Origin of the sequence: Clostridium senegalense JC122, assembly GCF_000285575.1 — a bacterium.
Lineage (GTDB): Bacteria > Bacillota > Clostridia > Clostridiales > Clostridiaceae > Clostridium_J > Clostridium_J senegalense.
Genome location: NZ_HE611052.1, coordinates 42,184 through 57,037, shown reverse-complemented (window position 1 = coordinate 57,037; position 14,854 = coordinate 42,184). Strand labels below are relative to the sequence as shown.

Here is a 14,854-nt window from a genome sequence, read left to right as displayed (position 1 = left end):
GCCTCAATAATTTAGTGTTTTTTGAAAAATTAAAAAATGTTATTAGAGTAGTTTATAAATTGTACAAGCTATAAAAAATTAGTTAAAAAGGGCTATTTTCTATAAGTTAATGAACTAAATATTAAAAACTAAAGTATTTAAACTATATATTTAGTGACAGTCATTAGGTATTAAATATATAATTCTTATAAATAGTGACAGGTAATAAATATTATATAATTTAGCTAAAATATATAGTGACGGACAATAAGAAAAATATTGTATTATATAAAATAATTAATATTTTGGGGGAAGAATATGATTCAAGATAAAAGGGAATTAATAAATCTTTGGGATAAGGTTGGAGTGAATTTTAGTGAAATAGGGCCTAATTATTGGAAGAGGTTTGGAGAAAGACTTATAGAGTTATCAGATATAAATGCAGGGGATTTTGTTCTAGATATAGGTATAGGTCGTGGAGCATCATTGTTTCCAGCAGCTCAAAGAGTAGGAGAAAAGGGACAGGTTATAGGTATAGATATCTCAAAGGTTATGGTAAATGAAACTAAAAAACAAATTATAAAAGAAAACATAAATAATATAAAAGTATTTCAAATGGATGGGGAGGATTTAGAGTTCAAAAATGAATATTTTAATAATGTAGTATCAGGATTTAGTATAGGATATATATTGAATGAGGATAAAGAGCTAAATAAGATTCTAAAAGTGTTAAAATTTAAGGGACAATTAGCTTTGAGTTTATGGGGGGTACAAGAAAGTCAAAATTGGTTAACAGATATAATAAATGAGTATTTATTTATTCATAGCAATAAAGGTAATAAAGTTAAAGATAAAAAAGAAGATGATACAGTATTAAATACTGTGTATGGAGTGAAGAATTTTCTGAAATGTCTAAATTTAAAAGATATTAAAGTGTATGAAGAAGATAATGAGGTAATATATTTAGATGAAAATCAATGGTGGAGTGAAATGTGGAATAATGCATTAAGAGGTATTTTAGAAAGTATAGAAAAATTAGGTGATGAAAAGTTTGAAAGTTTTAAATTGGCTGTAAATAAGACACTGGAAAAATTTAAGACTGAAAAGGGTATATGCTTTAATATGAAAGTGATATATGCATATGGAAAAAAAGAATAGCCTTAATAATTTATTATTAAAAGTAAGTTCTATAAAATATACATAAGAAAGGAAGTGGGCTTTTAGTGGGGGTATATAAGTATTATGCATTTTCTCACTAAACATAATTTATGTTAAAGCATAAGGGCACAAAGAATATAAAAACAGAAAGATTATTATTAAGAAAATTTAAAACTTATGATGCAAAGGATATGTTTAAAAATTGGGCAAGTGATAGTGAAGTTACAAAGTTTTTAACCTGGGAACCACATAATAGTATAAATGATACTAAGGTAATTATAGATCAATGGGTTAAGGAATATAAACAGGGTAACAGTTATAATTGGGCTATAGAATTAAAAGAAACAAGAAAAGTTATTGGTGGTATTTCTATAGTTAAATTAGAAGAAGAACATTCATGTTGTGAAATAGGTTATTGTATAGCTAAAAGTTATTGGAAAAAGGGTATAGCCACTGAAGCATTAACAGCAGTAATTGATTATTTGCTTAAAGTGGTTAATTTTAATAGGATTGTAGCAAAACACGATACTAAAAATATAGGTTCTGGAAAAGTAATGATTAAAAGTGGAATGAAGTATGAAGGGACTTTAAGGCAAGCTAAAATACGAAAAAATAATAAATTTTATGATTTAGCTATATATGCAATATTAAAATGTGATTGGTTAGAGAAAAATAAGTAATATTAAAGAAAAACTTATTTTATAGCGATTATATAAATTGTATGTATTAAAATTTTAATTTATATTTAGATTAGATATTTAGGAGGGATATTATGCCATTTAAACATAAATCAATTTCATATGGGCTTCCTCAAGACCCATTTGATAATGAAAAATTAAAGGAATACTGTGAGGATTTACAATGTGCTTTAAATTTAAAAAGAAAACCTGTTGGGGTAAAATTTTATTTTACAGAAGAAGATTATAATAATTGTGAGAAAGATGAACCTTCAGGTCCATTGTCATATTGTTGTATAGTTGAAAAAGCTACCCGTGGAAAAAGTTTTAAAGCTAGATTGCAACATTTAAATTGTGATGGTGGAACTACTGCATTAGGACTTGAAGATTCAACACAACGTATAGAATCTGGTATGGAATATTTTTCATACAACTTATATAGTACTCCAGCAGTGGCCAGAAGAATACGAGAAGGTGTTATGGGATTATATAGAACAGGTGCAAGGACATATGGAATTGAAGTAGCGCCATTAGAAGACTTTGCCGTTGCACCTGATATAATAATATTTATTGTAAATCCTTATGAAGCGATGAGAGTTCAACAAGGATATGTATATCATACAGGAGAAAGAATAAAAGCCACTTTAGCAGCTATGCAAGGTATTTGTGCTGAAATTACCGTTGAACCATATCTTACTGGAAAGATGAATATTTCTACATTATGTCCAAGCACTAGGTTTTTAGCTAAATGGGAAGATGATGAAATGGCAATTGGTATACCTTATGAGCAATTTGAAAGTACTGTAAAAGGTATAATCGCTACTATAAATACTACAGATTTAAAATATAGAAAAGAAGAAATAGTAAAGAGATTTGGAAATAAAAATAAAGATGCAGATTTTATAATAATAGATAAATATTAAAATAAGGAATATTAAGGTTACAATCTATAAAGATTGTAAAAAAATTAGTTTTGTGTCTATTGGGAAATAGGAGATATAAGAGAATGAAAAAAGATAGAAAAACAATACTTGCAAAAATTATATACTTGTTATTTGTAAGTGGAACTATTGGAGCCATATTTATAGTTTATAATGACATAGATAGTAAAATAGCTATAACTTTTATAATTAGTTATGTAATAATAGCCTTTATATTTATTATGTACAATGCAATTATGACAATTCTAAATTCAAGAAAGTTACAAAGAAAAGATTTTAAAATAAGATTTTCAAGATTTTGTATATTATTTTGTATAGTATGGGCATTAGGTTATGTTTTTGATTATTTTATAAGTAAATCAGGAATAAATTTAATGAAAGAAATTTCAATTGCATTTGGAGCCTCATTTGGCATATGTTTCACAGAAGTTACATTATTAAAAGAAAAATAATTAGAATAAAATATAAAAATTAAAGGACTATTTTATTTAAAATAGTCCTTTATAAGTATATACTATTTAAAACTGAAAGGTATGATAATGGTGAGAATAAGAAAATATAAAAAAGATGATAATTTAAAATGGGTAAGGTGTAGGGTTTTATCATTTTTAGATACTGCTTATTATGATGATGTATTAAAAGAAAAACAACACTATAAAAATTCTTCAATTGAATTAGTTGCAGAAATAGACGGTAAAATAGTAGGGCTTATGGATACAGAGTATGAAATAGAAAAAGGGGAAGTTTGTTATAAATCAAATGAGTTAGGTGCAGTAATATGGCATTTAGCAGTATTACCTGAATATAGGAATAAAGGTATATCAACTTCTCTTTTAAACCAAACAATTAATATATTGAAGGGAAAAGATATTAAAGTCCTCCAGGCATGGACAAGAGACGATATATGGGTAAATGATTGGTATAAAAAAAGAGGATTTAATTGGAGGGAATCATATTTACATGTTTATAAGGATAGGAAAGATTGTGATAAATATTTTCAAACAAAAATTGAAAATATGGTTATTTGCAGTTGCTTTGCACATTATATAGGTGCAAATAAAGAAGAAATAAAAGATACATTTAAAAGAGTACATGAATGCAATTTGTATGAACTTACAATTTAATATACTATTTTAAATATAGAAAAAATATGATGATAAATAAATATTTATTGGAAAATATAATATATATTTATATAAATTGACACATAATGTAGAAAGTGGTATCGTTTACTTAAATGAAAGTTTCAATTTTTTATTATGTTTAATTAGGGGGAGAGTTTAATGAAAAAAAATCCAAGAGAAATGTTAAATGATTTTCAACAAGGGTTAAATGACTTTGGGAAAACTAATTTAAGTCATGTTAAAGGTTTTATGAATCTTTTAGGCACTACATATAAAGAAGGTGCATTGTCAACTAAAAATAAAGAGCTTATAAGCGTTGCAATTGCAGCTTATAATCGTTGTGAATATTGCATAGTTTTTCATGTTTATAAGGCTTTAGAAGCTGGAGCTAAAAGAGAAGAAATATTGGAAGCAGCTATGGTTGCAGTGGCTTTCGGTGGTGGTCCAGCTATGGCATATACTGTTACTTTATTAAAGGATTCATTAGACGAATTTGAGAAAGATTTTGCTAAATAAAAATTAAAAATCAATATAATATAAAAAGAACTAGCATACTGTTAGTTCTTTATTTTTGTTTATAAATTATAATGAATATACTATTTTGAAAAAGTGTTTTTAAAGTTTAATGGAGATAATCCAGTTACTTCTTTAAATACATAAGAAAAATAACTTTGTGTTTTAAAACCACAGATGGTAGCAATGTAGTGCATAGAGTAGTTTGTATTAGTTAGTAAATGTTTTGCCTTATACACTCTTAATTTTTTTATATATTCTGTAAATTTGATACCCATATCTTTAGTAAAGCAAAATGAAAGATAGTTTTTACTTACGTGAATTTGATTTGATACAAATTCTAAATTGAGATTTTTACTTAAGTTTTCATTTATTATTTCTACAGCACTTTTTAAGACAGTCTTATTGGAATTTATACAGCAATGAGAAATCTCAAAACTGAAGGTATCTATAACTACATTTCCATAATTTAAAAGTTCACTTTTATTATTTATCTTATCTAAATCCTTAATAAGTTCAAAAGCTGTTGTATGAAGAGTATATTCTATATCTGTATTTAATGACAAGTTAATATTTAAATAATTTATAAAGGAAACAAGGTGATTTTTTATGGAACAAATTTCAAAATTATAAGAGAGCTTTATCTCATGAAATAGATTAGAAAGTTTTTCATAGTATTTTTTTGCACCGTCAAAATCTAAAAATTTAATTTTATTACATATTTCCTTTTGTAATGTTAAATAATCAAAGTTCATAAAAACCTCCAAAATTTTAAATTTACTTATTAAAAATAAATAAAATTACAATATATAATAGCGATTGAAAATCATTTTCAATTATAACATAAATGTGGATATTTTAAAATAAAAGAATTTAATAATAACTAAAATATTAATAAAGTTATTGGATAAATTTAAAGTGCAGCTTGTTTCCCTGTAACATATATAGTCTAAAAATAATTGTTCAATCAAGTATTATTTAACATTTAATTATGGTTCATTATATAAATAAGATGCATTATTTACTTATATTGTTTTAAGATTTTTTAACTTTTTCACATTTCAAAGTATTTTTTAAACATTGTGATAAAATATAAAATAACTTTAATTATATATAATCTAAGGACTTAATATTAGAGGGGGAATAATATGGAAATCTGTAGAGCATATAAAGATGAAGTTAGTTATTTAAAGTATGAAGAAAGTTATTTCCATAATACAGCAATTATAGCAAAGAATAAGGAAAATATTGTAGGGGTATTAGAATATAATATTTTGAATTTTAAAACTGCACAAATAGTTAACATAAATATATTTGATGAAAAGGTTAAATATGAAACTTTGAAAGAGTTAATAGAAGAAATTAGTTATTGGAATCCTTATTTAAAAGAATATATTTATAAAGAACAAAGTGGGAATATTACTGTAAAAGATTTAAATACTTTAGGCTTTATTAAGAAAGAAAATTGGGTTAAATTAATAAATAATAATATAAAAGTTTTTAAGATATATATGAAAGATATAAAAGTTGAACAGCTTACAGTTGATCGTGATAAATTAAAAAATGTAGAAAGGTGGATAAATGCTCCTGAAAACATAATTATTACCTGTGTTTTAATGAATGATAAAATTGTTCCTATAGATGGATATTCAAGACTTATTGCGGCATATAAAAAGGGATTTCCTTATGTTTATGGTTATCTGAAAAATGAAAAAGATGTGAATATGGATTTTTTAAAAACCTGTATTAAATGGTGTGAAAATGAAGGAATCTTTAATATAGATGATTTAAATAACAGAATAGTTTCAAAAGAAGAACATAAAAAAATATGGGTAGACAGGTGTAGAAAATATTTTGAAAATAATTAGGTGAGAATATAAGGGGTGTTATCTATGAAAGTTGAAAGAAGTTGTGGTGGAATTCTATTTAGACGAAATAATAAAAAAATAGAATTTTTATTAGTAAAAAGTATAGGAAGAAGAGGATATTGGGGATTTCCTAAAGGTCATATGGAAAGTGGAGAGACAGAGCGTGACACAGCTTTAAGAGAGATTAAAGAAGAAACCGGATTAAGTAATATTAAGTTATATGAAAATTTAAAGATAACGGATAGTTATTCAATAAAAAAAGATAATATAAAAGAAGTTACATTTTTTATAGGAGAAGCATTAAGTTATAATGTAAAAATTCAAGAGGAAGAAATAGCAGATTATATGTGGGGAACTATAGAGAGTTGTCTTGATGTTTTAACTTTTGAAAGTATTAAAAATATATTAGATTATAGTAATAACTTAATTAGAAAAGAAATAATTACTTATTAATAAGTAATTCAGATAAAATATTAAATTATGAAAGGAACTAAAGTGAAATATGAATTTTATTGTGAAAAAATTTGATGAACTACAATTAGAAGAACTTTATGAAATATTAAAATTAAGAAATCAGGTATTTGTTGTTGAACAAAATTGTCCATATCAAGATTGTGATGATAAGGATAAAAAATCATATCATATATTTCTAAAAGATGGTAAAGAGGTATGCTCATATGTAAGAGTATTGCATAAAGGCGTTTCTTATGATGAAGTATCTATAGGAAGAGTAGTGGTTAGTCCTAAGCATAGAAAAGGTGGTTTAGGGAGAAAAAATATGTTAGAGGCTATAGATTTTATTAAAAATATCCTTAAAGAAGATAAAATTAGAATTTCTGCTCAAGAATATTTAATAGAGTTCTACAAAAGTTTAGGATTTGAACCTGTTTCAGAAGTTTATTTAGAGGATAATATTCCCCATATAGAAATGTTATGGAATTTAAATACAACTAACTTGTAATTCAAAAAATCAAAAAATAAGGGTGTGCAAAATTGTGCATACCCTTTAAATGGTATAAAAATAAACATATTGGTAATAAAATTTAATGATATGCATATAAGAATAAAATGATTTTTTATATGTATGTCTATAAATATGTCAAAATAAATTAGTTTTACAAATATGTTTTATTTTAAGGTTATTTTAAATGTTTAACTGATTATTGATTTTAAAAAAGAAGCTGCTTCTTTTTCACTTATGTTTTTACTTAAAACTATTTCTTCAATTATAAGTTTTTTAGCATTTGTAAGTAATTGTTTTTCACTTGAGTTAAGCGGTTTTTCACTGTTAGCTGTAACTAAAGTAGAAATTACTTCTATTCCTTTTTCGAAGGAACCAGATTTGATTTTCTTCATATTTGTATTGTATCTTTCTTTTGAGTTAAGGTTTTCCTCAAAGTCTAACTCGCCATTTTGAGCTTTTAATAATGTTTTTTCTAAATCCTCAGGCCCACATAATAAACGCAAATTAGAATCAACTATTTTTTTAGCAGGAATCATAAGTTTCATGTTATTATTTAATATTTTTATTATATAATATTGCTGTTTTTCACCATTAAACTCTTTTTCTTCTATATTTTCTATAATGCCTGGCCCCTGCATTGGGTAAACAACTTTATCACCAATTTTAAACAAATTAAAGGCACCTCCTACAAATTTAAATTAATTTCTTAATATAATTATAACACAATTAATAAAATAGTCAAATTTATAATAATATCACAGCTAAAATACCAATGTCAATAACTTTTTTTGAAAAAAATAGTAAAAAGATTTTATAGGTTTTTCAAAAATAAAATTTACATATATATTAAGGTGAAAAATGATTTGTTATATCTGAAATTTCTATAGGTTATTTATATAATATAGACAAATTATATAATATGGAAAGAGGAATAAATAATATATTTGGTGTAATATGTAATCATTATATGTTTAGGGGGGTTATGATGGAAAGACCTTTAGTAGATATGAAAATAAAAAATGGAAAAAATATAAAAATACAATTATATCCTGATAAGGCACCAGAAGCAGTAAAAAACTTTATTATGCTAGCAGAAAAGGGATTTTTTAATGGTTTATTTTTTTGGAGAGTAGAAAAAGGAGTACTTATTCAAAGTGGTTGTCCAGATAATGATGGTACTGGAACTTTAGGGTATAGTATTAAAAGTGAATGTAAAGAAAATGGAGTTAATAATGATTTAAAGTTTATAAAAGGAACTTTAGGTCTTGGAAGGTTTGAACTTAATACTGAATGTAGTGAGTTTTTCATAACTGTAATAAATAGTCCTCAATTAGATGAAAAATTTACTGCCTTTGGAAGAGTTATAGATGGAATGGATGAAGTTGAAAGAATAAGTAATGTTCAATGTGAGAAGATTATATTTTTTCATAAAGCTATAGAAAAAGTATATATTGAAAAAATAACAATAAATACATTTGGAAAAAAATATGGTATGCCAGAAAAACTGCCAGGATTTACAAAAGAAGAAATGATTAAGAAAAACTATGAAATAATTAATCAACGTAGTAAAAATGGAATTAAACTTGTTTAAAGTTATAAGGTTTCAAGTTGACTTTAAAAATAATCCATTCAAAAACTTGAATACCAAGGATAATGAGATATGCTCAAAAATGCTCAAAATTCAACACTACATTTTGGATAACAATATTTTAAAGTTATTGAATAAATTCAAATGGGAACTTGTTTCTCTATACAATATTTATTATATATAATAATTTTTTAGAAAAAACTTAAAATTTAAAATATTAGAACTTAATATTAATAGATAATTATTTGTAAAAAGTAATGGATATTATTTATAAAAGATAATATAATATACATATATTAGAAATATTATAAATTATAAATGTAAGTATTTAAGGAGGATTTTTTATGAAAGATTTACTAGAAAAGGGAGCAGTGCTTCAAAGAGATAAAGAAACCTATGCAATAGCTCCTCATTTAACAGGTGGACTTGTTACATCAGAACAACTTAGAAAGCTTGCAGATGTTGCAGATAAATATAATGCATCAGCAATAAAAGTTACAGGTGCTCAACGTATAGCAATAGTTGGTTTAAAAGAAGAGGATATAGACAATGCATGGAAAGATTTAAATATGAACCCAGGTGCAGCTATAGGATTATGTGTGAGAAGCGTTAAAATATGTCCTGGAACAACATTTTGTAAAAGAGGACTTCAAGATTCAGTAGGTGTAGGTGCTAAATTGGATGAAGCATATCATGGTAGAAATTTACCTAATAAATTAAAAATAGGAGTTAGTGGTTGTCCAAATAGTTGTGCAGATAGCCATACAAGAGATATAGGACTTATAGGTGGACCTAAAGGATGGTCTGTTTATATTGGAGGAAAAGGTGGAGTTAAACCAAGACTTGGTGATAAGCTTTGTATGAATGTAAGTGAAGAAAAATTGTTTGAATTAGTAGAAGAAATAATAAAAGTATATGATGAATATGCTACAGGAAAAGAGAGATTAGGTGACTATATAGATAGAGTTGGACTAGAGGTTATTAAAGCTAAACTATCTTTAGATAAATTTATATAATTTAAAAATAAAATGGTTGCAATGGAAATTCATTGATGTTAAAATAGTTGCTAACGCAACTATTTTTTATTGTTTATATTTAAAAAAGAGAGGTATTTATGAAAGGAAAAAATAATTGTGAATCTTTAGGAAAGTATATATCTGAACTTTATAGGGTTCAAAATAGTTATCTTAGTAAACGATTTACTAAATTAAATATAGGTGCAGGACAATACTTATTTTTATTGCATCTTTATAAGTATAGAGGAGTAACGCAGGAAGAACTTACTGAAATGCTAAAAGTGGACAAGGCCACAACTACCAGAGCTATAAAGAAGTTAGAAGATAAAGGTTATGTAATAAGAGATAAAAGAAAAGAAGATAAAAGAGCATATAATGTGATACTTACAGAAAAGGCTTTAGATATAGAACCAAAGTTTTTTGAAATTTTAGATGAGTGGAAAAATAAGCTTAAAGAGATTTTAACTGAAGAAGAAGAAAATACACTTTTAAAATTACTAAAAAAAATATCTGTTAGCAATTTAATTTAGTAGTTATGTTATTAGATACTAATAAAAATAAAGGAGGAATTTTATGAATCATCAAAATAAATTAGGTGAAGAAAAAGTATTTAAGTTACTTTTAGAGTTTTCGGTACCTGCCATAATAGGTATGATTGTTAACACTCTATATAACATAATAGATAGGATGTATATAGGGCATATACCAGAAGTGGGAAATTTAGCGATTACTGGTGTATCAATTACTATGCCAATAATGACTATAATGCTTGCCTTTGGTATGCTTGTTGGTATAGGAACTTCGGCAAAGATTTCTTTAAAGCTTGGACAAAATGATAAAGAAAGTGCTGAAAAACACTTAAGTAATGCATTTACATTGTTAATTATAATAAGTATTTTAATTACAATTTTTGGACTATTGTTTATGGATAAACTATTGGCAATATTTGGAGCCAGTGAACAAACTTTAGTTTTTGCTAGGGAGTACATAGAAGTTATATTTATAGGTACAATATTTAATATGTTAAGTTTTGGATTAAATCATTCCATAAGAAGTGATGGTAATCCTAAAATTGCTATGTGTTCTATGCTAATAGGGGCAATTACCAATATAGTTTTAGATCCTATATTTATATTCACTTTTAATATGGGAGTTAGAGGTGGTGCTATAGCAACCGTTATATCACAAATTGTAACAACTATATGGGTATTATATTATTTTATAAAAGGTAAAAGTGTATTAAAAATAAGAAAAAAATATTTAAAATTGGATAAAACAATAGTTTTAAGTATTTTTGCAATTGGAATTAGTCCTTTTAGTATGCAGATTGCTCAAAGTGTAGTACAAGTAATAGCAAATAATTCCCTAAGAAAATATGGTGGGGATAATGCAATTGGAGCAATGGGTATAATATCAAGTATATCTATGATTTTTTTAATGCCTGTGTTTGGTATAAATCAAGGCTCACAGCCTATTATAGGATTCAATTATGGAGCTAAGAAATATAAAAGAGTAAAAGAAACTGTAAAATATGCGGTTTCTGCAGCAACTGTTTTAACAGTTACAGGATTTTTAGCAGTTCAATTAATTCCAAATGTACTTATATCAATGTTTAATAGTGATCCAGATTTAATAAATATAGGTGTTAGAGGTTTAAGAGTTTATCTTATGATGTTCCCTATATTAGGATTCCAAATAGTGAGTTCAAACTTTTTTCAATCAATTGGTAAAGCAAAAATTTCTATGTTCTTAAGTTTGTTAAGACAAGTTATAATATTAATACCATGTATGATAATACTTCCAATGAGATTTGAATTATTAGGAGTTTGGATGTCTGGTGCAGTATCAGATTTGGTGGCTGCAATTATAACAGGAACTATATTTTTTAAGGCAATGAGAAATCTTAAAGAAAAAAAAGAATTGGATATTCAAAAAGCTTATAGATAGGTTTAGGTAAAATCAATAATAAATAGAGAAAAAGCTGTCTTAAAATAGGAATAAGGTTCTATTTTAAAGACAGCTTTTTAAAGTTTTTAGTTATGAATAGTTATTTTTTTATTAAGTCCCAAAATTTAAGTGTAGCTTCAAAATCTATAGTAATACTATTATCAGCTATAGATAAATCTTTTATATCTAAGTATTTAATAGCCGAGAAATTTAGAATTATATTATCATTAGCTTTATCTACTTGAATAAAATCAGTATTTTCTATAGCTGAAAAAATTTTTTCATTTGAAACAGGAATAAAACCTATAGAGCCTTTTTGGTATTTAAGTAGAATTGTATTATTTTCTGCATAAGGTTTAAATACAAACTTTGTTCTAAAAGGAATTTTATTATATTTAACATTTGCATTTAAAATTAATGAATCACCTTCTATTTCAATCTTTAAACCATCTAGATAGTTATTTAAATTAGAGTCTTTTTTTGCAGCTAAAATGCATAAATCTGTAAGTTCCTCATCATTTAATGTTGTATGAGATTTTAAAGAAAGCTCACTAAGATTTAATTTAAAGTCTTTTGGTAAAAATTTATCTACAAAGTCTTTCTCATTAAACTCTATAGTAGAATCCATAGGTTTAAGTTTAGTATTTGGATAAAAACCGAAATAATATAAGGCGGCTAAAGAAAAAATAATAATATAATAACTATTAAAATTTTAATTGATTTTTTCATAATAATATTAAGGCATTATAAAAATAACTGTTAAATTTTGTTATTAAAAAGGTAGCTAGGATTTACCTTTTGTATATTTTACGTTACAAATTTATTAAAATATACCATAGTTAAATTTGCTAAAGCCTCTTTCTCCTATAATAAATTATACCTTAATTTTATAATTTTTAAAGAGTGTACATAGAAATTAATTTTTAAACTTAATAAATATTAGTTTTAAGTATAAAAAAGACCTTTTTAAGTAAAAAATGAAAATTTATACTATAAAAGATGCTACAATATATTAAAATAATATAATAATTAGGGGGAGAAAAAGTTATGGAATATAATAAGCTTAATATTAACTCAAAAAAATCGTGGCTTATAGCAAGGTTAATAACAACTATTATATTTGGAGTTATTTTATATGGTGGACAGTGGTTTTTAAAAAAACAGTTTAATTGGAAGTGGTTAATTAATTATAATACTACTATAAACATAGTTATAGGAATAGTTATGGTATTTTTATTATTAAATACTTTTTTATATCCTATTATAGAATATAATCAATGGAAATACATAATAACTGAAGATAAGGTTGATTTTACAGAAGGGATTTTTATTTTAAAAAGAACTGTAATACCAATTTTAAGAATACAACACATAACAGTTACACAGGGACCTATAAATAAGTTATTTAATTTAGGTGATATATCTATAGTAACTGCTGGCGGTAGTCATAAAATTCCTAATATAGAAATGGCAAAAGCAGAAGAAATAAGTGAGTATTTAAAAAATAAGGTAAAGCAAAAGGTGGAAGAAAATGAGTAATTTAGAAAAACCTAATAGAAATCATTGGGTTGTAATTTTATCTCAACTATTAAAAATTATTTATGAATCAATAGTCTTTGTTGCAATAGTTTTTGTTAAATTAAAATGGTATTACGGAGTTATAATTACTGCTTTAATGATTATATATTCTATTATTAAATGGAGACGAACTGTGTTTTATATAAAAGATAATATATTAGTTTTAAAAACTGGTGTAATTACTCTTTCAAAACAAGAAATTCCACTTTCTAAAATAACTACTGTAGATACACAGCAAAATATTATAAATAGAATACTTAATGTTTCTACTTTAAAAGTTGATAGTGGAGCTGTTGGTGAGGGAAAGTCTGAGTTAAGAGTAACAATAAAAACAAATCTTGCAAATAAATATAAAGATGCACTTTTAGAAAATAAAGTTGAGAGCATTAAAATAAAAGATAATTATGATAATATTATAAAGGCTACAAAAAAAGACATTTTTATATATGGCTTAACTAAAAATAAATTAGGATGGGTTTTTGGTTTATATGTTTTTCTTTCACAATTTTTAGATTTTATAAGTGAAAAAATAATAAACTCTGTTGGTGATAGTGCTCATGAAATTTTTCTTGGAGTGCAAGGTACAATAAGTGGAAAATCCATAATAGTTACTATAATATTAATTTTATTTTCAACAATTCTTATATACATTATAGTTGCTTTAATAGCTACATTGTTAGAGATTATAAGATACAATGATTTTAAACTTTATAAAAATAATAAAAAAGTAAATATAGAATATGGATTTTTTACAAAGAAAAAGTACTCACTATCACATAATAAAATACAAGGATTAAAATTAAAGCAAAACTTTATTCAACAATTTACGGGACTTTATACTATTGAAGGAATAATAGTTGGGTATGGTGACATGGAAGATAAAATTGCTATGATATTTCCTATAGCTAATAAAAATCAAAAGGATAGAATAATAAAAAATATCTTTGATGATTTAGAATTTGAAGGAGATTTTAAAAAGCCAAAGAAAAGGGAGATTAGAAGGTTCATAGTAAAAAGGTTGTTAATAACGATTATAATCACTTCTACCATTTGTTATTTTATTCCTAAAATTGACTATAAAGTAAAAATAGGAGTTGTTGTTATATTAGCTTTATGGCAAATAATATTAGGATGTTTAAACTATAAAAATACATCAATAGGTCTAGATGAAAATGTTATAGTTATGTCTAGTGGCTCAAGAACTAAAATTACTCATTTAATAAAACAAAAAAGTGTACAATCTATAACAAAAAGTGAAACTTTATTTCAAAGATATTCAGGTGTCTGCGATTTAAACGTAGATATTTGTACAAATAATTTTGGAGAAGTGGTAACGGTTAGACATTTAGATGGAAAATTAATGATAACCTTAGAAGAAAATTTAATAATATAACATAAAAGGTGGATATATATCCACCTTTTATGTTATTTAAACAATATATTCATTAATAATATCTTTTAAAGTTTGTGTATTGTTATTTATAAGTTCGTCAAAAGTTAT

At 25.0% G+C, this 14,854-nt stretch carries 18 protein-coding genes; 15 read left to right on the top strand and 3 right to left on the bottom strand.

The features are described from left to right. Positions 1-297 precede the first annotated feature (297 nt). The 6 genes from CSGHG_RS11965 to CSGHG_RS11940 all read left to right on the top strand — a co-directional run bounded on the left by CSGHG_RS11965 (position 298) and on the right by CSGHG_RS11940 (position 4,395). Positions 298-1,137: a class I SAM-dependent methyltransferase gene (locus CSGHG_RS11965; RefSeq protein WP_010295582.1), complete on the top strand. Its 840-nt coding sequence runs from the start codon at positions 298-300 to the stop codon at positions 1,135-1,137. A gap of 110 nt (positions 1,138-1,247) precedes the next feature. Further along, positions 1,248-1,817: a GNAT family N-acetyltransferase gene (locus CSGHG_RS11960; protein WP_010295580.1), complete on the top strand. Its 570-nt coding sequence runs from the start codon at positions 1,248-1,250 to the stop codon at positions 1,815-1,817. A gap of 92 nt (positions 1,818-1,909) precedes the next feature. After that, positions 1,910-2,737: a DUF169 domain-containing protein gene (locus tag CSGHG_RS11955; protein ID WP_010295578.1), complete on the top strand. Its 828-nt coding sequence runs from the start codon at positions 1,910-1,912 to the stop codon at positions 2,735-2,737. A gap of 83 nt (positions 2,738-2,820) precedes the next feature. Then, a complete protein-coding gene (locus CSGHG_RS11950) occupies positions 2,821-3,207 on the top strand; it encodes a hypothetical protein (protein WP_010295577.1) in 387 nt (128 codons plus the stop codon). An 87-nt stretch (positions 3,208-3,294) separates the two neighbouring features. Beyond that, positions 3,295-3,879, top strand: a complete 585-nt coding sequence (locus CSGHG_RS11945) for a GNAT family N-acetyltransferase (protein WP_010295574.1) — start codon at positions 3,295-3,297, stop codon at positions 3,877-3,879. Between the two features lie 159 nt (positions 3,880-4,038). Continuing rightward, positions 4,039-4,395, top strand: coding sequence for a carboxymuconolactone decarboxylase family protein (locus tag CSGHG_RS11940; RefSeq protein ID WP_010295571.1), 357 nt, complete (start codon positions 4,039-4,041; stop codon positions 4,393-4,395). 80 nt (positions 4,396-4,475) lie between these two features. Here CSGHG_RS11940 and CSGHG_RS11935 read toward each other — a convergent pair whose 3' ends face one another. Continuing rightward, positions 4,476-5,147 carry a helix-turn-helix domain-containing protein gene (locus CSGHG_RS11935; protein ID WP_010295569.1) on the bottom strand — a complete coding sequence of 224 codons (672 nt, stop codon included), beginning with the start codon at positions 5,145-5,147 and terminating at the stop codon, positions 4,476-4,478. A gap of 393 nt (positions 5,148-5,540) precedes the next feature. On the opposite strand from CSGHG_RS11935, the gene CSGHG_RS11930 reads away from it, so the two are divergent. Genes CSGHG_RS11930 through CSGHG_RS11920 form a run of 3 tightly spaced genes read left to right on the top strand, consistent with a single transcriptional unit; the run spans position 5,541 to position 7,221 of the window. Further along, entirely contained in the window at positions 5,541-6,260 is a 720-nt protein-coding gene (locus tag CSGHG_RS11930) for a hypothetical protein (RefSeq protein ID WP_010295567.1), read from the top strand. 24 nt (positions 6,261-6,284) lie between these two features. Beyond that, the gene (locus tag CSGHG_RS11925; protein ID WP_010295565.1) at positions 6,285-6,713 is read left to right on the top strand and encodes a bis(5'-nucleosyl)-tetraphosphatase; all 429 of its coding nucleotides are present in this window, start codon (positions 6,285-6,287) and stop codon (positions 6,711-6,713) included. Positions 6,714-6,762: 49 nt separating this feature from the next. Beyond that, on the top strand, positions 6,763-7,221 hold the full coding sequence (locus CSGHG_RS11920) for a GNAT family N-acetyltransferase (protein ID WP_010295563.1): 459 nt from the start codon (positions 6,763-6,765) through the stop codon (positions 7,219-7,221). A 191-nt stretch (positions 7,222-7,412) separates the two neighbouring features. Here CSGHG_RS11920 and CSGHG_RS11915 read toward each other — a convergent pair whose 3' ends face one another. Then, positions 7,413-7,895 carry a CarD family transcriptional regulator gene (locus CSGHG_RS11915; RefSeq protein WP_010295562.1) on the bottom strand — a complete coding sequence of 161 codons (483 nt, stop codon included), beginning with the start codon at positions 7,893-7,895 and terminating at the stop codon, positions 7,413-7,415. Between the two features lie 314 nt (positions 7,896-8,209). Here CSGHG_RS11915 and CSGHG_RS20660 point away from each other — a divergent pair, with 314 nt between their 5' ends. The 4 genes from CSGHG_RS20660 (at position 8,210) to CSGHG_RS11895 (ending at position 11,775) form a co-directional block, all read left to right on the top strand. Beyond that, on the top strand, positions 8,210-8,815 hold the full coding sequence (locus tag CSGHG_RS20660) for a peptidylprolyl isomerase (protein WP_010295560.1): 606 nt from the start codon (positions 8,210-8,212) through the stop codon (positions 8,813-8,815). Positions 8,816-9,156: 341 nt separating this feature from the next. Then, complete coding sequence (locus tag CSGHG_RS11905; RefSeq protein ID WP_010295559.1) at positions 9,157-9,828, top strand: nitrite/sulfite reductase domain-containing protein; 672 nt, start codon at positions 9,157-9,159, stop codon at positions 9,826-9,828. Positions 9,829-9,926: 98 nt separating this feature from the next. Continuing rightward, the gene (locus tag CSGHG_RS11900) at positions 9,927-10,358 is read left to right on the top strand and encodes a MarR family winged helix-turn-helix transcriptional regulator (protein ID WP_010295557.1); all 432 of its coding nucleotides are present in this window, start codon (positions 9,927-9,929) and stop codon (positions 10,356-10,358) included. A gap of 43 nt (positions 10,359-10,401) precedes the next feature. Then, positions 10,402-11,775: an MATE family efflux transporter gene (locus CSGHG_RS11895; protein ID WP_010295555.1), complete on the top strand. Its 1,374-nt coding sequence runs from the start codon at positions 10,402-10,404 to the stop codon at positions 11,773-11,775. A gap of 100 nt (positions 11,776-11,875) precedes the next feature. On the opposite strand, the gene CSGHG_RS11890 is transcribed toward CSGHG_RS11895, so the two are convergent. Continuing rightward, on the bottom strand, positions 11,876-12,403 hold the full coding sequence (locus CSGHG_RS11890) for a lipoprotein (protein ID WP_010295550.1): 528 nt from the start codon (positions 12,401-12,403) through the stop codon (positions 11,876-11,878). 419 nt (positions 12,404-12,822) lie between these two features. On the opposite strand from CSGHG_RS11890, the gene CSGHG_RS11885 reads away from it, so the two are divergent. Next, on the top strand, positions 12,823-13,314 hold the full coding sequence (locus tag CSGHG_RS11885) for a PH domain-containing protein (protein ID WP_010295548.1): 492 nt from the start codon (positions 12,823-12,825) through the stop codon (positions 13,312-13,314). After that, positions 13,307-14,746, top strand: coding sequence for a PH domain-containing protein (locus CSGHG_RS11880; RefSeq protein WP_010295547.1), 1,440 nt, complete (start codon positions 13,307-13,309; stop codon positions 14,744-14,746). The genes CSGHG_RS11885 and CSGHG_RS11880 overlap by 8 nt, the downstream gene beginning before the upstream one ends. The last annotated feature ends 108 nt before the right edge of the window (positions 14,747-14,854 follow it).